The sequence below is a fragment of the Brevibacillus sp. MS2.2 genome (genome assembly GCF_013284345.1).
Classification (GTDB): Bacteria; Bacillota; Bacilli; order Brevibacillales; family Brevibacillaceae; genus Brevibacillus; species Brevibacillus brevis_C.
This window is the reverse complement of record NZ_JABSUZ010000028.1, coordinates 22,866-42,849: the sequence shown is the minus strand read 5'-3', so window position 1 is coordinate 42,849 and position 19,984 is coordinate 22,866. Positions and strand designations below refer to the sequence as shown.

Sequence of the window (19,984 nt, the reverse complement as noted above, 5' to 3'; positions counted from 1 at the left end):
TGAAGAAAAACAGGGATCAGATGCCGCATAGGTAACTGTCCCTGTTTTTCTTTTTAAATAGCAGGGGAACGGAGACATCTGATTGTCTTTTGACTGTTGTTCAGAAATTGTTGAGATGACCCTAGTAGACTAGGTAAAGCTACATGTCGGAGGTCTTTATGCCTATGGAAATAAAAGTTACGAGACAGTAACTTTGGTTGGTAGTGAAAATAGGAATATATTACTATAATAAAATAGTCCGAAAGGTATGGTTGGATAGGATGGGAGATAGCGTTTTGGATGAATAGCATTCTGATTGTTGATGATACGGCGTTTACGAGACATGTGCTGCGCAGCATATTTGAGACATTAGGACTGCATGTCGTTGCGGAAGCTGCTTCGGGAGAGGAGGCTGTTAGAAATTACTGCTTGTACAAACCATCACTCGTCACGATGGATATTACCATGCCCGGCATGAACGGTTTAACTGCTTCACGCAAAATCATGGAGTTGGATAAGGATGCCAAGATCATTATTTGCTCAGCAGTGTCTAGGCACGATACCGTCATTAAGGCGATTCAGGCAGGTGCGCGGGATTTCATCGCGAAGCCGCTGCAGCTGGAGCGAATCGAATGGGCTGTCCAAAAAGTGCTGGGAACAGGGGTAGATATTCGTCGTAGGGATAGACATGTGAAACAAATAGCTGAGGTGTTAGTATGAAAGTTTTGATCACAGGTGGTTATGGGTTCATCGGTTCTTTTGTCGGGGAGAGATTTTATAAGGAAGGGTATAAAGTTTTTATCCTCGACAATCTCAGCTCAGGCAATCAGAAGAATGTCACATTTCCGCATAAGGCATACGAGCTGGATGTAGCGGATAAAAAATGTGATGAAGTATTTAAAAGCAACAAGTTCGATGTCGTCATACATTTAGCGGCCCAAGTGAGTGTTGCTGCATCCATGGAGGACCCCCTGCTGGATTCGAATACGAACATTCTTGGACTCGTGAATATGCTGAAGCTATCGAGCAAATATGGTGTGTCCAAATTTATTTTTGCGTCATCAGCCGCCGTTTACGGCATGAATGAAAATACACCGTTACTCGAAGATTCAGCGTGTGATCCGGTATCTGTTTATGGAATAAACAAGCATATCGGCGAGATGTATTGCCGCAAATGGACGGAAATGTACGGTTTGCGAACGGTAGCCTTTCGCTTGGCGAATGTGTACGGCCCCAGACAAAGTTCAGTAGGGGAAGGCGGCGTTATCTCTACTTTTTTAACCCAGATCAACAATGGGAAAGAAATAGTTTTGCATGGGGATGGCAGCCAAACAAGAGATTTTATTTATGTAGAGGATGTAGCTGATGCTATTTTCCGTTCCGTTACCGCGGATGATACCGGTGTGATGAATTTGTCTACGAATCAGGAAAGCAGCATTAATGAGCTGATTGACGTTCTCGGGGCTAACCAGCCTCTCCAGGGAATCTTACGAAGGGAAAAACGCCCAGGAGACGTAGATAAGTCGGTTTTGGATAATACGCGGGCAAAGAGAAGGCTAGATTGGATCCCGATGTATTCATTAGCGGAGGGGCTGGAAAAAACGGCGCAGTGGTATCAAGAGACCATCGCAGAGAAAGAACAAGAGCAAGAGAGCGAAGCGAAGAAAACGATCCTTTGGTTCCGTTCATGGGATGCAAGGCCGTACATAGAGAACATTCTTGCTTTCGTTCTGGTGATTTTCGCCACAGTTGGAACGGTTAATAGCGGTGTCTTTGATCTCAAGCTGATTTACATCGTGTTGATTGGCGCCATTTACGGAACGAAGCAATCCCTCTTGTCTGTTATCCTTGCTTGTGGACTTTTCATCGGAGAAAGCCTGCATAATGGACGCGATGTCGTATCGCTCTTATATGACGCGAATGTTCTGTTTCATATCGCTGTCTATTTTATTATCGGGATTGCTGTTGGTTATTCGATCGACAAACGAAACAGGGACGTACTGTCAAAGGAGCTGCAAAGGCAGGCCATTGAAGAAAAGTACGATTTTTTAAAGGACATTTACAATGATGTACTGTTGGTCAAGCAAGAATTACAGCAGCAGATCGTGAATTCGGAAGACAGCTTCGGAAAAATCTACAACATCACCAAAGAGCTGGACAGCCTCGAGCCTGAACGGGTATTGCAGAAATCGGTCAAGGTACTGGAAAGAATCATGAAGTCCGATGAGATCGCCATTTATACGATGAATCAAAATGGCTCTTTCTTGCGATTGATGGCCAAATCGAATAAAGCGGGCTTTGATCTGCCACGATCATTGAAAATGAGTGAGCATGCTTATCTTACTGAATTAATGACAATGAAGAAGATCATCGTGAATAAAGAGCTACGTCACGACATGCCCCTTATAGCAGCTCCTATTTTTGACAAGGGAAAAATGGTCGCGGTGGTCACATTGCAACAACTCGGATTTGAAAATTTTACAATGTACACTCAAAACCTCTTCCAAGTCGCCGTTCAATTGATCTCATCCGCTTTGTCCCGTTCTCTCCGATACTTAAACTCTACACAAAAGGACCGATATCTTGAAGATACCTCTATCCTGATTCCTGCTTATTTTTCAGCAATGGTGAAGAACAAAAGGGATGCCAAGCAACAGTTGAACACTGACTTTACCCTTTTGGCAGTGGATTCAGCGCAAATGGACCATCATACTCTTTCTGCCTATATCGCCAGTTCTCTTCGCGAAGCAGATTATATGGGAATGGACGAAGCAGGAGATGTCTATATCATTCTCTCCAATTCCAACGAGGAAGAAGCCAATATCGTGATTGATAGACTTGGTAGACTCGGTATTGCATCGAGAATTGTGCAGGAGAAAGACCAGGATCGCTTCTCCCTGAAGGATGGCGTCTATGCTTAATCTAGTCCTCCTCCATGTCTTGGTGTCTGTTGGTTACAGTTGGATGCAAAGCCGCGGCAAAAACAAGCAGGTGCTTATTATGCGAATGCTTGTTGCTGGCTTTCTTCCCATTTTTGGCCTCCTGTTATTGGGGATTACGGATGTGTACAAACGAACATCGAAAAAGAATGCGAATGAACTGATGCTAGAAAGCGATTTGCTGAAACTAGCTGAGGGATCGAATATTTTCCGAAGAGCGGACTTGGAAAAGGAAATGAACATCGTACCGGTGGAGGACATTTTGTTTTTGAACGACACGAGCACGCGCCGAAAGATGCTGATCGATGTCTTGAAAGAGCAGACCATTTGGCAGATCGGCACATTGGAGACAGCCTTGCAAAACGAGGATTCGGAAACGGTCCACTACGCGGCAGCCGCTCTAACGGAAATGCGTCGCAACCTTCAGCTCCAATTGCAGGATTTATCAGTGAAATACGAGGAGAACAAGCAGGATCTTGAGGTTTTACGCGCCTACGCAGACGTATTGAAGAAGTATCTGGACAGTTCACTCATTGATCAACGCACCTTTGTGAAATACAGCTACACGTATTCGTTTGTTCTGGAGTCATTATTGGACATTTATCAGGAAGAAGAAAGCTATTTTGTGGACAAAATCAATTGCGAGCTGGTGAACCAGTCCTATGAAAAAGCCGCACAATACTGTCATTTGTTTCATGAGTATCATCCGGAAAGCGAGCAGCCATATGTCATGTCGCTTAAGCGCTTCTTTACGATCAGAGACTACGCAGGTTTTGTGGCAGAAATGAATCGGTTAAAAAGCTCGTCGGTTAAAATCTCCCACGCTACGCTGATGATGATTCGCTACTGGAACGATGAGCAAGACAAGAGTATTGAGCATTGGCATGACGATGAGCAAGACGGCGATTGGGAGGAAGTCGCTGTTGCACAGGAAATAGGTACGAATTTGAAAGAGATGAGCGATACAAAATGAGAATGACAAGGTTCAGGAGAAGGAAAAGAGACAGGGAAAATGACAGAGAATGGAGCAAGTCGAGGTCCAACGATATTCCCGTGAAAAAAAACATCTACATCATTCTGATCTTTGTGGCGATTCTGGGGATCACCATAGAAGCTACCCGATCTCAGTTCATCCTTCAGGTGAGCAGTAATAAGTCAGGAAACTCGGGAGTGCAGACTGACGAGCCGAAGCAAAACGCGATCAGTCAAGAGGAAATCGCCAAGCTAGTAAGGGAGAAATTCCTCATTCTGCATGATCCCAAGGATGAGAGCAGCATGGCAATCGCGAGGAATGTGGAGCAAGTGCTGCGGTATATGAAAAAGGAGTACGATCTCGCTGACGTTAAGCAGTTCTCGCAGCCTGATCCACAATACATGACGGTCTTTGTCACCATAGAAAATCTGGGCATGCTAGCCAATCTCGATGGGTTGATGCAATATGCGCACAATGGTGGAAATGTGTTCTTTTCACGTACGCCTGAATACAATGACAGCTTGTACCGCATATACCGAAAACTAGGGATCAATTCCATCAATCTCCCTATCGTGACAAACGGCATTCAGATGACATCCAATCTCTTGATTCAAGGAGAAGATGCAAAAATCGGCGCAGATTCCATTGTTAATTCCTCGATTCCCGTAGAGCTGGATAGGCAAGCGAAGGTTCACGCAGTTTCTGCCGACAATATGCCGTTGCTATGGGAGACTCGGTATGGACAGGGAAAGGTCATGGTCTATAACGGGACGAATATGCAATCTGCAATGAACAGAGGACTGATTGCTGGTGGCATCAGTTTATTGAATCAAGATTTCATGTACCCCATTTTCAATATGAAAATCATGTATATTGACGATTTTCCGGCCCCTTTTCGACAGGGGATCGAGCCGAGTATTTACCGCGAGTACCGCAAAGATATTCCCAGCTTCTATCGGGATGTGTGGTGGCCGGACATGATCAGGCTTGCTGCCGATTACGATGTGACCTACACGGGAGCTATTATCAAAACCTACAATAACCGAGTTGCCCCGCCCTTCACTGATGAGGAAGGAACGGATTCGAACAATTTGATTACGTACGGCAGGGATTTGTTGAAATTAGGTGGCGAATTGGGCATCCACGGATACAATCATCAATCACTGGTTACCGATCAAGCGACGGCGAGCCATTACGAGTATAAGGCTTGGCCTGATGAAGCAAGTATGGCTGAGTCACTAACGTATCTGGACAATTATATCAAGAAGGTCTTCTCGTCATATGACATACAGGTGTATGTCCCGCCTTCCAACGTGTTGGGAGAGGAAGGGCGTCGAGCGCTGAAAAAGTCTTTCCCTGATCTGAGAGTCATTGCCTCCTTGTATGCGGAATCAGATAGCATGCACGAATACATTCAGGAGTTTTCCGTGGCCGAAGATGGCATTGTAGAGCTGCCGCGTATTACCTCAGGATACAGTCGCACAGACATTCATGATTGGTACATAACGAATGCGATCACATCCATCGGTGTTTTTTCTCATTTTGTTCACCCAGACGATGTGTTGGACAAGGAGAGAAGCAATAACAAGTCGTGGTCGGAATTGGTAAAAGACTTCCAACTCATGATGGAAGAACTTTACCAGCAGTATCCATGGCTGCGTAGCCAGACTGCTTCCGATGCGGCAGCAGGTCTTGAGAGCTATATGCAGACGGATGTATATATCTCGCATACGGATAAAAAAATGACAGGCTACATGAACAATTTCTCCGAAGAAATGTATTACATCTTGCGGACAAACAAAAAAATGACGAGCTTGGTCAATTGCACGGTAGAAAAAATAGAGGAAGGCGTCTATCTCGTGCATGCAACGGGTGCAAAATTTGAAATAGGACTGGAAGAGTAAGCGATGAAAATTTGTCTGATTGCCGAAGGATCTTACCCTTATATTACAGGGGGAGTCTCTAGCTGGATTCATTCCTTAATCGCTAGCATGCCAGAGCATGAGTTTATCATTTATGCGATTGGTGCAGAAGAGAAAAACAGGGGGAAATACGTCTACCAGCTCCCCCCGAATGTGGTGGAAATCAAAGAGGTATTTCTGGATGCCTATCTGAAAGAAGAGGCTGCACCGGGCAAGCGTCTGGGTCTGACTGAGGATGAGCAGCAAGCGTTGCTTTCGTTGCTCGATGGCAGCAAAGGCGACTGGCATGCTCTGTTTTCCGTGTTGTCGGGGAGTAAGGTGCCATCCGTAGCCGAGTTGCTAACGAGCAAGGACTTTTTCGAGGTCATTCAACGTCTTTGCGAGCAAAAATACCCGCAAATTCCTTTTACCGAAATGATCTGGATGATTCGCTCGATGGTGTTGCCGTTATGTCTGATCATTCAAAACGGCATGCCGCAAGCGGATTTGTATCACAGTGTTTGTACAGGATATGGCGGTGTAGCAGGGAGTCTCGGGAAGTATCTGCATGCGAAGCCGTTTTTGCTGACGGAGCATGGAATTTATACCCGCGAGCGGGAAGAAGAAATTATCAAGGCAAACTGGATCAAGGGTCACTTTAAAGATATTTGGATTGATTATTTCCATAATCTTTCTGCATGTGCTTACTCCTACGCGGATGAGGTAATCACATTGTTTGAGCGAAACAAGGAAATTCAGATCGAGCTAGGCTGTGATCCTTCCAAAGTCTCAGTGATCCCGAACGGTGTAAAAGTGAGTGATTATGCTGACATCGTGGAGGAAAAAAAGAACGACACAATTACCATTGGCGCTGTCGTCCGCGTCGTACCTATCAAGGATATTAAAACAATGCTGCAAAGCTTCGGGCTCGTCAAAGAACAAGTGCCACACGCAACCTTTGTTATCATGGGCCCGACGGATGAAGACGAGGAGTACTACACAGAATGCCTGCAATTGGTCGACAGCCTGCAACTGGAGGATGTTACGTTTACAGGTGCGGTCAATGTGAAAGAGCATCTCGGAAAAATGGACATGCTTGTTTTGACCAGCATCAGTGAAGGCCAACCGCTCGTTATTTTGGAAGGGATGGCATGCAGAAAGCCCTTCGTCACAACGGACGTGGGAAGCTGTCGGGAATTGTTGTACGGAAATGGTGACAACTATGGCAACGCAGGGATAACGGTACCCGTTATGCATTTTACCCAAATTGCCCAAGCGATCATTACATTGTCTCAAAACGAACCATTGAGACGGCGTATGGGCAGATGCGGATTCCAGAGAGTGTCAGCTATTTACACACATGAGAACTTCTTGGCGGGATATCGCAATATGTATCGGAAATACGAGGTGTAAGAAACATGGCGGGCATTGGCTTTGAACTGAAGAAAATGTTTCGGAATAAAGGGTATTTGTCCAGTGTGAAGGCGTATGCATTTTCTTCGCTGGTCACAGTCGGACCGATGCTGATTTGTATGGTCATGATCACGGTGCTACAGCAAATCCTGCTTCAATTGAATGTCAGTTATTTGGAGCGGATGTCTTTTTTAGCCGCTGTCGTTTATGCATTCGTGTTTTCGCTGTTAATTACCTGCGGTTTTTCCATGGTCATTTCTCGCTATATTGCAGACAAAATTTACTTGCGCGAGTACAACGACATCATTGCGTCTTTGTATGGAGTTATCGCTGTATGCCTGGGCTTGGGGGGAATTCTCGGCGGTGCTTTTTACTGGCTTGCACCTTTGCCGTCTGGCTTTAAGCTCGTAGCCTACCTTCTTTTTGTGGAACTGATTGTCGTATGGCTGCAATCCGCCTATTTGTCCGCATTAAAGGATTATATGCGCATTATTCGCGGGTATTTGGCGGCTGTTGCCGTTACGCTTCTGGCTGCGTTTCTGCTGTTGAATCTGACTGAATTGGAAAAAGGAATCGCAATGCTGATTTCTTTGGATCTTGGCTTTTTTACAATGATCGTTCTGTCGATGGTTCATCTGGAGAGCTATTTTCCAAAGCGGGAGAGGAACTACTTTGATTTCCTGAAGTACGTGAAAAAATACCCAAGCCTGCTGGGGGTGGGTCTCTTTTGCTCTCTCGGCTTCTATGTACACCATTTTATTTACTGGCTGGGGAGTCCGCTTCAAGAAGTCGTGGCGAATACATACGTGATTGCGCCATTTTATGACGTGCCTGCGTTCTATGCCTCCTTGAGCATACTGCCTACCATGGTCATGTTTGTTGTATCAGTGGAGACCGCTTTTTATGAGAAGTATCGGGCGTATTACGGGACGATATTGGGCACAGGCTCGGTGCAGGATATCAAGCGGGCAAAAACAGACATGGTCCAAACGTTGATGCAAGAACTTAGCTTCATGATGGAAGTGCAGCTGTTCTTTTCCTTCGTTGCATTGGCTCTGGGAATTACGCTGCTTCCGCACATCGGTTTTACGTCCGAGCAGATGGAGCGGTACAACATCCTGGTTATCGCGGGATACTTGTACGCTGTTATGTTTGTGATCGTGCTGATGTTGCTCTATTTTGACGATCGGAAGGGAGCGCTTGCGGTGACGACCTTATTTCTCATCAGTACGGTTGTCATCACCATAGCGATGCTGCCCCTTCAGAACTACGGTTTTTCATTTTTTATGGCTTCGTTTCTTGCGCTGGTAGCCGGTCTCGGCAGGCTGATCTATTACTTGAAAAATATCGATTATTACACCTATTGCCTACAGCCGCTCTTTGTCAAAGGAAAGCGAATGGAATAGATGGGGACTGATGGATTGGGGAGGACTTAGGTTGAAGAAAAAACGATTCATACTGAGCCTGCTCGTAGCATTAGGAGTTGTATCGACTGGTTGTACACAGGATGTACCTGAACCGCCAGTGTCAGACAACTCGTCAGCAACGAGTCAGGTGGCGCCAACTCAGCAGATGAACGAGGGGCTAATTGAGAATAGAAGCGTATACGATCAGGATGTGGATGGGAGCATCGTCCATTTATATGTGACGATAGTCAACGAAGAAAATTCAAAACTGAAAACAACCACCTTTTCGGAACTCAATCTTGCTCCTAGCGGACGGAATGAAAAGGGAGAAGATCTCCAGGCCAAAGTCATTATGCAGGAAGGGACGGAGGAGGGGCCGATTCAAGGCTACTTTGGTTTTGGCGAGACGAGAGCGAACGGAACGATTGAGCTACGGGGGGAATCGAGCAGGAGAGCGGAACAAAAATCGTACAAAATCCGTTTGTTCGAAAGTGCAGGATACTGGCGGGATCAGCGCAACATCAACTTAAGCAAGCACAAGTCTGACATGACGCGTGTTCGACAAAAGCTTAGCTTTGATTATTTCGAGCAGATGCCGAATATGACCAGCTTGCGGACGCAGTTCGTTCAGGTGAAAATCAAGGATTTGACCAAAAAAAATCCGGACCGGGACTTTGTTGATTACGGTTTGTTCACTCAAATTGAACAGCCAAACAAAACATTTTTGCAGGCACACGGATTGGACCGGAATGGAAACTTATACAAGGCTATTGATTTCGAGTTCCATCGCTACGAGGATCAGATCAAGCTGGCGACCGATCCTACCTACGACAAGAAGGCATTTGAGAAAATTTTGGAGATCAAAGGTAGCGAGAACCATGAAAAGCTCATTGCCATGCTAGAGGATCTCCATAATCCTGCAATGAACACGCAGGACTTTTTGGACAAGCATTTTGATCGGGAGAACTACTATACATGGCTGGCATCCAACCTATTGATGGGGAATCACGACACGGCTGTTCACAATTTTTATTTATACAGCCCAAGCAACTCGAACAAATGGTATTTCCTCCCGTGGGACTATGACTCAACATGGGGATTTTTCGAAGAAGAGCTCAAGCGCAGTCCAGAAAAAGGACTCGGTCAATGGCAGTTTGGCATCTCCAACTACTGGGTGTCGAACCTGCATCGCCGCATTTTCAAAGACCCGGAAAACGTCAAGGCGCTAAACGAAAAGGTTGAGGAAGTCAGCAAGATCATTACGAAAGAGCAAACGGAAAAATACTTGAAGAGTTATTATCCGATTGTGAGCAAATACGTGCTGCAACTACCTGATTTATATAATTTGCCGCTGGATGTCTCCTATTTTCACAATGAGCAAGCGCTTCTCTCTGGTGAACCAGAGCGTAACAAAAAGAGGTACTATGAACGCCAAGAGAATCCGATGCCCTTTTTTATGGGAGAGCCAAGAAAAGAAGGAGATAGACTCATTTTTGCTTGGGACCATTCCTATGACCTGCAAGGAGACGATCTGACCTACGATTTTGCTGTCAGTTACGATCCTGCGTTTACGAAGATACACGCGCAGGCAAAGGGGCTGACAGGAGTCCAATACACGATAAACGATCCGGGGAAAGGTCGCTTTTTCTGGAGGGTGATTGTACGCGACAGCAAAGGGAACGTACAGACGGCATTTGACAGAGTAGAGCCGGAGGATGCGATTTATCATGGGGTGAAGGAGTTCGTGTTGAAATGAAAGGAATACAGAGCACGGGCATCCAGCTCGGCAACAAGCGATTACGGCATGAGTTGAAGTATTATCTTCGGCTGAGTCATTACGAGCCGCTACGGCAGAAATTGCGTCTGATCGCGACTCCTGACCCTCATTCTGTAAGTGAGGAAGGGTATCATATTCGGAGCCTGTATTTTGATGACTATCACGACACGGCTCTCTATGAAAAAAACTACGGGGTTTTTCAAAGAAAAAAGTATCGCATCCGCATTTACAACAAAAGTGATGCGGTCATCAAGATGGAGCGAAAGAGCAAGTTCGGCGGATACATTTGCAAAGAATCAGCGTCGATTACGCGAGATGAGTATGAACGGATTTTGGCAGGCGAGGTTGATTTTTTACGCGAGACGGAAAGTGCTGTGCTGCGAGATTTTTATTTGTCGTGCAAGAATCATCTGTTTCGGCCTCGTGTCATCACGGATTATGTTCGAGAGGCGTATTTGGTGAGAGAAGGGAATGTCCGAATTACGTTTGATAAGTACTTGAAGGCAAACGTCAATTCGCTTGATATTTTTGACGAACACATCATGATGGTCAGAGCGATTCATCAGCCCATGATGATCATGGAAGTGAAGTACGATCAATTCCTGCCATTCAATATTAGACATTTGCTACAAAACCTGAGTAATCAGCGGTCGGCTATCTCCAAATATGTCATTTGCAGAGAGGAAACGAAAAAGTACTATAATCTTTAGTGTGAGGAGAAGTCGAGAAACTATGGACACGACCAATACGATTAATTTTCAAGATATTATCAAAAAAAGCGTCTTAAAAATGGACCAGTTCGCCAGCATCTCGATCATCGATACTATCATAGGTCTTGTGCTGTCGGGATTGCTTGGTTTGTTCATCTACTATATTTACAAGAAAACGTTTCGTGGCGTTGTCTATACGCACACCTTTAACATCACGCTGGTGGCCATGGCCATGCTTACTTGCCTGATTATCATGACGATTAGCACGAATATCGTACTTTCTCTTGGGATGGTCGGCGCCTTGAGTATTGTGCGGTTCCGTACCGCCATCAAAGACCCGTTGGATATTGTCTTCATGTTTTGGTCGATCTCGGTAGGTATTGCGACCGGGGCAGGTGTGTACCCGGTTTCCGTCCTAGGATCATTGGTGGTGGCGGCTGTCATTGTCGTATTATCCAAGCGGCAAATGAGAGATGTTGCTTATCTGCTCATTATTACCTATCAGGATCAAGCCAATGACGGGGTCAAATACCAGTTGAACAAGCTAAAATACACCCTGAAATCAAAGACAGTCAACAAAGAGATGGTGGAATTGATTGTAGAAGTAAAAATCAAAGGAGATAATACGGCATTTGTTCAAGATATTTCAGAGGTAGAAGGTGTGAAAAACGTATCATTGGTTAGCTACGATGGCGATTATGCACCATAGCTGATTCTACAAAAAATCCCTTTCTGACGACTCCTTTACAGGCTGTCAGGAAGGGATTTTTTCTTTGATGATCAGTCTCGTACTTGAACCTTGCCGAGTGTGTATCTTCCGTCCGCTCTTTTTCCTTCCATGGCAAATTGAATACCCGGTTCTTCCGTATCGGGATCGAGGATCGCTACACAGAGTGTATATGTTCCTTCTGGAAGATCATCGGGGATTTCCAAGCTTTGCTTGACGGTTTTCTTGCCAGGAAGCCATTTGCGGATGTCTTCGTCCGTTTTGGTCTTGGCTACGATCTCCCCATCTTCATCCGCGAGTGACAGCTCGAGAATCCACGGGAAATAAAAAGGAGCGACACCGCGGTTTTGCCAATCCATGGTCACAGCGAGGCTTTCTCCGGGCTCAACTGCTTTGGCATGTGTCTCTTTGGTGATGGAGAAGCGGTAGCCAATCGTGTTTAAAAAGCGGTCCAAATATTGTTGTTGTTCGCCATCTTTTTCGAACCGTGCAGGGGTATTGGGGCCAAGCCAGCTAATATGCGAAGCTTTGGCTTGTGAGATCACCTGGTTAATGGAAGAGCGAGTAAAATAGCTGTTTAACGAATCGGATGGAGAGAACTCCCCACCGCTCGGTGCATATTTCCAAAAGTCAGGCATGGCAGGCATTTTCTCTTTGGTCAGCCAGGATACATAGCCCTTCTGTATCCAGGACAGGTAGCTGTCTGTATCATCTTTGTTGCCGAACATGTCGTTAAACAGCCCCAGTTTGTACTCCTTGGCGACTGGATGTGGTCTTCGCATCAGTAGCATGGAATCAGGGAAGTTATCCAGATACGGTTCGACGTACTGATCCGTGATTTCTGTCGCAGGGAAAGGAATAGACGTATCGGTGTGCCATTCTCCCCAGTGACCGAGGCTTCCTAGCTGTATGAAAGCAATGCGGGGATCGTCCTTGTAACGCTCTCCCAGAGCGTCAATCAACTGTTTGTGGTATTGGATGACCAATGGATTGCTGTAGTTGGGACTATAGCCTTTGCCATAGTCGTTTCGATACCACTCGCCATCTTCAAAGTTGTCATTGTCCCCGCCGATCTCGTTGTATAGCCAATCCGGTATCTCCATGTCCGATTTTTTATGGGGAATATCCATAACGATACGGAGGATGAACTTGACATCCTTTTCTGTCCATTCTTCAAACAGGATCGCATCTTCGACCTCATCAAATGCATAATCCCCTTTGGTGGGCTCGAGCATCCTCCAGGTAAGATTGGCATAGACGAGGGTGTGTTCTTGCTCATTATTACTTGTCCGTGAGTCGGGAGCCAGTCCCATATACGGGTTTTGGAGCACGTCTTGAGTTTGTTTTGGTGAATAGGTTGCCGTTCCATAACTGGAGGCGGCGGCAGAGGAAGGTAGAATGCAAAAAGCAGCGAGAAGTACGCTGTATAGACCACATCTGATCTTCATGAGTGCCCCCCTAAATCTAGTGAGAGAGTATTATTACTTTTGTTCAGTCTCCTGTTTCCATATGTGATACCACTTGGTAATATGTTCGTTTGCAGCAGAGCCGAGTTCAGTCTCCCACCGAGAGGTCAAGAGTTGATACTGTTCTTCTACTGCCGCATAATCGTCCAAAGAAGCGTACAACTGCATCAAGATCATGTAGCTGTCCTCTTCAAGCGGGTGCAAATGCTGAATGCGTTGGTTGACGTTGATCGCTTCTTGTACTCTGCCGTGTCCCAAATAGAAGCTGCTCATCGTTTTAGCGAGCTGTAGCCACATTCTGCGGAGTCTTTCCCGCTCGTACTCTGCCCACAAATAGTCGTAGTCTCCGAAATAATCGCCTGTATACGTCGCTAGCATTTGCTCATACTCCTGCATATTGGCAAGAGAGAGGGGGAGTAATTGTTTGAGACGATTCTCCCATTCCTCCACATCGATCGTAGCTGAATCAATCGTCAGCTTATAGCCGCCTTCTAAATTGCCTTTGTTGATCGATATCGTTTGGAGACCATAGCGTTTCAAGGTTTGCCGGATGAGGTAAATCGTCGTATATAGCTGGGTCACGCCTTTGCTTCCATCATAGTCCGGCCACAAAAGCTCGATAATCGAATCCTTGTCAATCATTTTGTTGCGATGATGCAACAAATACGCAAACAGCTCGCGGGCTTTATTCGTGCGCCACTTGATCTCCTGCGGCTCCTGATTTGACTGGTGAAACAAAATACTGTTGAAGCATTGGATGGAAACGACTGATTCTTCTTTAACAGGCTCGGCTTCCTGCGCGGACTTGATTCTCTCACGCAGACGGTCCATTGTCTTTTGCAAGCGTTGAAGCTGTACGGGCTTCATGATGTAATCCAGTGCGCACAGCTCAAAAGCATCAACGGCGTACTTATCGTACCCTGTGACAAATACGATCTCCGGGGAGTTATCGATTCCTTGCAGACGTTCTCCGATCTCCAGTCCACTGATGCGCGGCATATTAATATCCAAAAATACGACATCTGGTTGAAGGGATATTGCTTGGTCGATCGCTTCGAGAGGATTGGTGTAGGCTCCGACTACCTTAACGCCGCCAACATCTTTTTCTAGCAATCGTTGCAGATGCATCAAGGGTAGTTGCTCGTCGTCTACCAATAAGGCTCTCATCCACTGTCTCTCCTTCAAAAAACGATAAAATGCAACAGAGTGTCTTCTTACCACTCTGATTTGTCCATACTCTCTACTCTATCATCAAAAGAGAGGTTATCCAAACCTTTACAGTGAAAGGAAATGTGAATTTTTAGCAAGCGATGGAGGTCAGAACACGCTCAAGCTCGTCAAATGATACAAACCGGGCTTGCCGAAATACTTCTTTTCCGTCCATAAACAGCAGGATAGCTGGAGCAGTAAATACGAGATACTCTCCGGAAAGATTGGGTATTTTCTCCATAGATACCACCATACTTTTCACTTGTGGATATTGTTTCAGAAGTTCTACCGTTCTAGCGTAGGTGACATCGCAAACACCACAGTTTGCCGTTTTTATAAACAACAGACTCGTCGGATGACGTTCAATCTCTGCAAGTAGTTCAGTCAGTTCGAGATACTCCTGCATGGTTCGGTATACCCACCTTTCGTCGCCGTACATTTCTACTAGAATAGCATAAAAAAAAGTTTGCCTCATGAAACGACAACGGAGGTAATCTCCAAGGGAATGAAAGCGCTTTTCCAAAAAAACATTAAAAAAGTTGGATATTTTTGCAACAATTTTCCCTAATGCACAGTCTGTAATGGTGAAATTTTCCTCAAAAAGCAGGAAGGAGGACATATGGTGTTATCTTGGTATGTCATCATTCCCATTCTTTTCGTAATGGCAGTCGCTATGTATACCGACCTACGCCGCCGTCTCATTTACGACTGGCTGACGCTTCCGGGAATTGTATATTTTCTCGTTCTGCATGCATACCTTCATCCAGAGAAATGGCTGACTTATGCGATGGGAGTTATTGTGCTGGGGGGAATTTCATTACTTATGGCGGTGATCAGCAACGGTCAGATGGGCGGAGGAGATATTAAGCTGCTCGCTTTGGTCGGCGCGGCGGTTGGATGGCAAGCGGGGTTGGTCGTGCTCGTGCTTACGTATCTGCTTGCGGGAGTCAGTGTGCTTCCCATGTGGGCCATCGCCAAAATGACAGGCAGGATGAAGCTCGGACGAGAGATCCCGTTGGCTCCATTTGTCGCCGGTGGGACCAGTATCATGTTGGTCATGATCATGTATTCCTAGTGCCTTTCTCATGGGCTGGTGGGTTCAGAATCTTGGCAATAAAACGACAAAGTATGAACATGAATGGATTTTTCGGAAAAGAGAGGGAATCTTCTGATGTTGGAATCAAAACGTAGGGCAATTATTTTTCTTGTATTATCGTTCCTACTTGCTGCACTTGCGGGCTTTCTGTTTCTGCAAAAAATCAAGGATTTGAATGCGCAACTGGGTGAAATGGTGGAAATATACGAAGCAAATGCAGATATTCCATCTCGGGCACTGATTCAACCCGACCAATTGACGGTAAGGGAAATCCCCAAAAAGTACGCGGATGATTCGTACGTTATCGATAAAGCCAGTTTGAAAAATCAAGTTACGATCGTTCCCTTGTCAAAGGGAGACGTCATCACCAAAAACATCATGAAGCCAGCCAATGTTGTGCGGGACCAGAACAACAGGCTCGTAACGGTGTTTTCATCGAGCAATGTCGTCTTTGACCAGGAGCTGGAGGCGTTAGATCGGGTGGACATCATCATCTCGCATGAGGTGAACGGGAAGCCGGTGACGGAAGTGTTCATGAAAGACGTGCCAGTCGCGATGGTGGCCAAATCGGAGAACAGCTTCAAGGGGGTAGCTCTTGAGCTGCCGTTTGAGGAAGCGCCGAAATTCATTCACCAGCAGCATTATGCCCAGATGGTTCGCATTTTAAAAGCGAATGTGGGCAAAGGAGACTTGGGTATTCCCGATCCGTTTGTGGAGCCCAAGCCGGAACAAACAAAACCGCCTGGCAAACCTGCTGAAGCCAAGCCTGCGACACCGCCTGTCACACCACCAGCAGCAGGGCAGCCGGCAGTACAGACACCACCGACGGTTCCGGCCCAGCCTCCAACGAAACCAACTTCGGTACCACCACAGCCAACTAATCAACCACCGAAAACCGGAGGGTAAGTCATGAACAAAGATATGAAGATTCTCGTCGTTGCGGATTACGACTCTGTAAAAGACATGCTGAGGGACATTTTGACCCCGTATGAGCAAGTGCGCTACACGACTTCCATCGAAGTGAAAAAAGAAATTGACCGGATTGGACCCGATGTCGTTTTGCTTGTGCAGCCAGAAGACGGAGCGGGAGTAGAGTTGGTGCAGTACATACAAGGCGAGCTCCCGGAGGGCATCCTCATTTATCTCACGGAAAAACAGGACTTTGTCCTGCTGCGAGATGTCGTTCGCGCGGGTGCGGTGGAATACATCGTGATGCCTGATGAGCTCAACCTGTTATCCGATCGTCTCGACAAAATATCAGATTTATCCCAGATCAAACAGAGAAAAAAGGGCACAGATGCATCCGGCAAAGCTTTCGTTCGAGGGCGGGGAAAGGTGTACTCCTTTTACAGCGGAAAAGGGGGAAGCGGACGAACCCAACTAGCAACGGGCTTTGCACAAGCGTTGAAGCTGGAATCTACGGCCAGTGTGCTGCTCATCGATCTCAATCTTCAATACGGTGGAATCGAAACCTTCTTGTCCTTTGACAACAACCGTACATTGGGCGATCTCATGCCGGTTATGGACGAAATCAACGAATTTCATATTCGCAACGTAGCTCAGAGGGAGAACCATTCCAAGCTGGAGGTGCTCGTCAGCCCGCGTGATGCCGAGACGGCGGAGAATATGTCCGAGGCATTTGTCACCAGGTTGATCCGCGCTAGCCGCCGCAGCTATGACTTTGTCATTATCGACCTGCCAACACACATGAACGAGCTTACCTTTGCCGCTTTGTCAGAGTCGGACATGATTTATTACGTGATGAATCTGGATACACCGTCCGTTCAAATTTACCGACTCGTGGAAGACTTGTTCCGACGTCTGCGAATTGATACCGCAGGCAGGCTCGAAGTGGTCGTCAATCAGGTGGGAAGGGATAACGAACTGAATGTGTCTGATTTGAAAGGATTATTCACCGCACCGATTACCGCTGAAATCAGTAGAGATCATCAAGGAGTGCAAGCTGCTGTCAATCAAGGCCGACCGTTGCAAAAGGAAGCGAATGAGAAGAAGCTCTCTCCGGCTGCGAAAGACATCCGAAAATGGGTACTCAAAAAACTGTCATAAAGAGCAAGTTCAAAAAGGTGGGAGTTAGATGGCTTTATTCCGACGAAAGCAAGAGCAGACAGCGCCAGGGGATGAGGCAAAGCAGACGACACTCGCTGCCACATTAGCAGCTCCTTCCTTCAATCCGTACATCGACGAGCTGGCTGAGCACTACAAGACCCGACTCTTGCGGGAGACCAATCTGGAGAGACTGACCAGCCTTCGTTCAGATGAGATGCGTCTCGCAATCGAACGTCTCGTCTCCCAATACATGTCGGAAGAAAAAGTAGTCATTCCGCGAAATGAAAAGGATATCCTGCTTACTCGTTTGATCAATGAATCGGTGGGGCTTGGTCCACTTGAACCGCTGCTCGCCGATCCGGAAATCACGGAGATCTCGATTAACGGACACAATCTGGTATACATCGAGAAACGAGGAAGGCTGGAATTAACCGATTTAAAATTTCGCGACGAGGAACACTTGCGGCATATCGTGGACCGGATTGTGGCACCGCTTGGACGACGAATCGATGAAAGCTCGCCGATGGTCGACGCCCGGCTGAAGGATGGAAGCCGCGTGAATGCCGTCATCCCTCCGATCAGTCTCAATGGCACACTTGTTTCGATCCGTAAATTCCGCAAAGAGCCTTTCTTGATGGATGATCTGATGCAATTTGGTTCATTCAGTCAAGCGATGTCTCAGTTCATTCAAGCCGTGGTGGAAGCAAAAATGAACGTGCTGATCTCTGGCGGTACGGGTAGTGGTAAGACGACGCTGCTGAATGCGACAGCAAAAGCTATTCCGCACTATGAACGTGTCATTACCATTGAGGATTCGGCCGAGTTGAAGCTGACTCACCCCAACTGTATCGGGATGGAGGCACGCCCGCCCAATATGGAGGGAACAGGGGAAGTCACGATCCGTCAGCTCGTGCGAAACTCCCTGCGGATGAGGCCAGACCGCATCATCGTCGGGGAGGTACGGGGTGCAGAGGCATTCGACATGCTGCAGGCCATGAATACCGGGCATGAAGGATCGCTGACCACTGTCCACGCCAACTCACCACAGGATGCCTTTAACCGTTTGGAAGGGATGGTCGTTATGGCCGGGATGGATTTGCCCTCCACGATTGTCCGTGAATATATCGTCAGTGCGCTGGATATCATCGTCCAGGTCACACGCCTGTCAGACGGAACACGTAAAATCGTTTCGATTTCGGAAGTAGCGAAAACGGAAGACAAACGAGTGGAGGTCAACGAGATTTTTCGTTTCCAGCGGAAGGGGATTGGCGCGAAAGGAGAAGTCCTTGGTTACTTTACGGCAACCGGGGTAATCCCGCGGTGCTTGGAGAGGCTCCAAGTTTTTGGAATCAATCTGGATGAATCCATATTCAGGGCGGAAGGAGGGAAGCAACGTGACCATGCCCATTCTGTTTAGTCTCGCGGTGTTGTTTGGCATCTGGGGCATCTACGAGTATCTCGGTTATCGGGCCAAGAAGACCGAATGGAAAAAGAAAGCGGAAGAATGGTTCGAAGTGAAGGGAAAACGAAAAAGCGTCGTCATTGTTTGGGGAGATAAATTTGACCAGACGCCCTATGCCAAAGAAATCCAAAAAAAGCTGATTAAAGCGAACTTTCCGCTTGCTCCCTCAGAGTTTTACGGAATTTTGATCGTAGGTACCATGGTGCTCGCCTTCTTGCTCAGTAACATCGTGAATATTTCTTTTCCTTTTAACATCATGATCGGGGCAGCGGTGATGTATCTCATACAGAACGTGCTGTTCTTTGTCCGACGCAACAAGTACCAGGAGCGATTGAATGAACAGTTGTCTGAAGTGTGTCGCCTTTTGGCCAACTCGCTGCGTGCAGGTCTTACGCTCTCGCAGGGGATTTCACTGGTAGCCAAGGAGATGAATTATCCCGCTGGTGATGAGTTTAGTCGTATGGCGCGTGAGCTGCAGCTAGGCGTCAGCTTTGACCGGGCGCTCTCTGATATGGAAAAACGAATTCCGACGCGAGAATTCCGTATCTTTACTGCTACCCTGCTGATTCAACGGCGCGCAGGGGGGAATTTGAGCCAGGTGCTGCAAGAAATGGCGGAGACATTGGAGGATCGCCGCATCGTGAATCAGGAAATCAAGACGATGACGGCAGAACAGCGATACGTCTCTATCTTGGTGCCAATCATGCCAGTTGCCCTGGTGCTGATGATGAACATGATGAACAAAGGCTTCATTGATCCGTTGTTTTCCGGATTTGGTCTTTTTCTTCTGGGGTTGTTTGTAATCGGAACACTCCTGTCCTATATCCTCGTAAAGAAAGTGACCAACATAAAGGTGTGA

Annotated in this window: 17 protein-coding genes; 14 read left to right on the top strand and 3 right to left on the bottom strand. The window is 46.7% G+C overall.

Features of this window, described 5'->3' with window-relative positions; translation table 11 throughout:
- Nucleotides 1–279 precede the first annotated feature (279 nt).
- The 9 genes from HP568_RS21590 to HP568_RS21550 all read left to right on the top strand — a co-directional run bounded on the left by HP568_RS21590 (nucleotide 280) and on the right by HP568_RS21550 (nucleotide 11,807).
- A complete protein-coding gene (locus HP568_RS21590; protein WP_048031013.1) occupies nucleotides 280–699 on the top strand; it encodes a response regulator in 420 nt (139 codons plus the stop codon).
- Nucleotides 696–2,900 carry an NAD-dependent epimerase/dehydratase family protein gene (locus HP568_RS21585; protein ID WP_048031016.1) on the top strand — a complete coding sequence of 735 codons (2,205 nt, stop codon included), beginning with the start codon at nucleotides 696–698 and terminating at the stop codon, nucleotides 2,898–2,900. The genes HP568_RS21590 and HP568_RS21585 overlap by 4 nt, the downstream gene beginning before the upstream one ends.
- Nucleotides 2,893–3,891: a hypothetical protein gene (locus HP568_RS21580; protein ID WP_048031018.1), complete on the top strand. Its 999-nt coding sequence runs from the start codon at nucleotides 2,893–2,895 to the stop codon at nucleotides 3,889–3,891. Before HP568_RS21585 ends, HP568_RS21580 begins: the two co-directional genes overlap by 8 nt.
- Before the next feature lie 80 nt (nucleotides 3,892–3,971).
- A complete protein-coding gene (locus tag HP568_RS21575) occupies nucleotides 3,972–5,795 on the top strand; it encodes a DUF2194 domain-containing protein (RefSeq protein ID WP_173630191.1) in 1,824 nt (607 codons plus the stop codon).
- 3 nt (nucleotides 5,796–5,798) lie between these two features.
- On the top strand, nucleotides 5,799–7,205 hold the full coding sequence (pelF, locus tag HP568_RS21570) for a GT4 family glycosyltransferase PelF (RefSeq protein ID WP_048031021.1): 1,407 nt from the start codon (nucleotides 5,799–5,801) through the stop codon (nucleotides 7,203–7,205).
- A gap of 5 nt (nucleotides 7,206–7,210) precedes the next feature.
- Complete coding sequence (gene pelG / locus HP568_RS21565; RefSeq protein ID WP_048031022.1) at nucleotides 7,211–8,611, top strand: exopolysaccharide Pel transporter PelG; 1,401 nt, start codon at nucleotides 7,211–7,213, stop codon at nucleotides 8,609–8,611.
- A gap of 31 nt (nucleotides 8,612–8,642) precedes the next feature.
- Entirely contained in the window at nucleotides 8,643–10,367 is a 1,725-nt protein-coding gene (locus tag HP568_RS21560) for a CotH kinase family protein (RefSeq protein WP_048031023.1), read from the top strand.
- Entirely contained in the window at nucleotides 10,364–11,098 is a 735-nt protein-coding gene (locus HP568_RS21555) for a polyphosphate polymerase domain-containing protein (RefSeq protein ID WP_173630190.1), read from the top strand. The genes HP568_RS21560 and HP568_RS21555 overlap by 4 nt, the downstream gene beginning before the upstream one ends.
- Nucleotides 11,099–11,120: 22 nt before the next feature.
- Complete coding sequence (locus HP568_RS21550; RefSeq protein WP_047072385.1) at nucleotides 11,121–11,807, top strand: DUF4956 domain-containing protein; 687 nt, start codon at nucleotides 11,121–11,123, stop codon at nucleotides 11,805–11,807.
- A gap of 71 nt (nucleotides 11,808–11,878) precedes the next feature.
- Here the strand turns inward: HP568_RS21550 and HP568_RS21545 are convergent, their stop codons facing one another.
- The 3 genes from HP568_RS21545 to HP568_RS21535 all read right to left on the bottom strand — a co-directional run bounded on the left by HP568_RS21545 (nucleotide 11,879) and on the right by HP568_RS21535 (nucleotide 14,975).
- The gene (locus tag HP568_RS21545) at nucleotides 11,879–13,273 is read right to left on the bottom strand and encodes a DUF4832 domain-containing protein (RefSeq protein WP_173630189.1); all 1,395 of its coding nucleotides are present in this window, start codon (nucleotides 13,271–13,273) and stop codon (nucleotides 11,879–11,881) included.
- 33 nt (nucleotides 13,274–13,306) lie between these two features.
- Nucleotides 13,307–14,458, bottom strand: a complete 1,152-nt coding sequence (locus HP568_RS21540) for a response regulator (protein ID WP_173630188.1) — start codon at nucleotides 14,456–14,458, stop codon at nucleotides 13,307–13,309.
- A 133-nt stretch (nucleotides 14,459–14,591) separates the two neighbouring features.
- Nucleotides 14,592–14,975, bottom strand: a complete 384-nt coding sequence (locus HP568_RS21535) for a thioredoxin family protein (RefSeq protein WP_235617601.1) — start codon at nucleotides 14,973–14,975, stop codon at nucleotides 14,592–14,594.
- 144 nt (nucleotides 14,976–15,119) lie between these two features.
- On the opposite strand from HP568_RS21535, the gene HP568_RS21530 reads away from it, so the two are divergent.
- The 5 genes from HP568_RS21530 to HP568_RS21510 all read left to right on the top strand — a co-directional run bounded on the left by HP568_RS21530 (nucleotide 15,120) and on the right by HP568_RS21510 (nucleotide 19,984).
- On the top strand, nucleotides 15,120–15,575 hold the full coding sequence (locus HP568_RS21530) for a prepilin peptidase (RefSeq protein ID WP_048031027.1): 456 nt from the start codon (nucleotides 15,120–15,122) through the stop codon (nucleotides 15,573–15,575).
- A gap of 96 nt (nucleotides 15,576–15,671) precedes the next feature.
- A complete protein-coding gene (locus HP568_RS21525) occupies nucleotides 15,672–16,502 on the top strand; it encodes a CpaB family protein (protein WP_048031028.1) in 831 nt (276 codons plus the stop codon).
- A gap of 3 nt (nucleotides 16,503–16,505) precedes the next feature.
- The gene (locus HP568_RS21520; protein ID WP_048031029.1) at nucleotides 16,506–17,663 is read left to right on the top strand and encodes a CpaE/TadZ family protein; all 1,158 of its coding nucleotides are present in this window, start codon (nucleotides 16,506–16,508) and stop codon (nucleotides 17,661–17,663) included.
- Between the two features lie 28 nt (nucleotides 17,664–17,691).
- Entirely contained in the window at nucleotides 17,692–19,080 is a 1,389-nt protein-coding gene (locus HP568_RS21515) for a TadA family conjugal transfer-associated ATPase (protein WP_048031031.1), read from the top strand.
- Nucleotides 19,058–19,984, top strand: coding sequence for a type II secretion system F family protein (locus HP568_RS21510; RefSeq protein WP_173630187.1), 927 nt, complete (start codon nucleotides 19,058–19,060; stop codon nucleotides 19,982–19,984). The genes HP568_RS21515 and HP568_RS21510 overlap by 23 nt, the downstream gene beginning before the upstream one ends.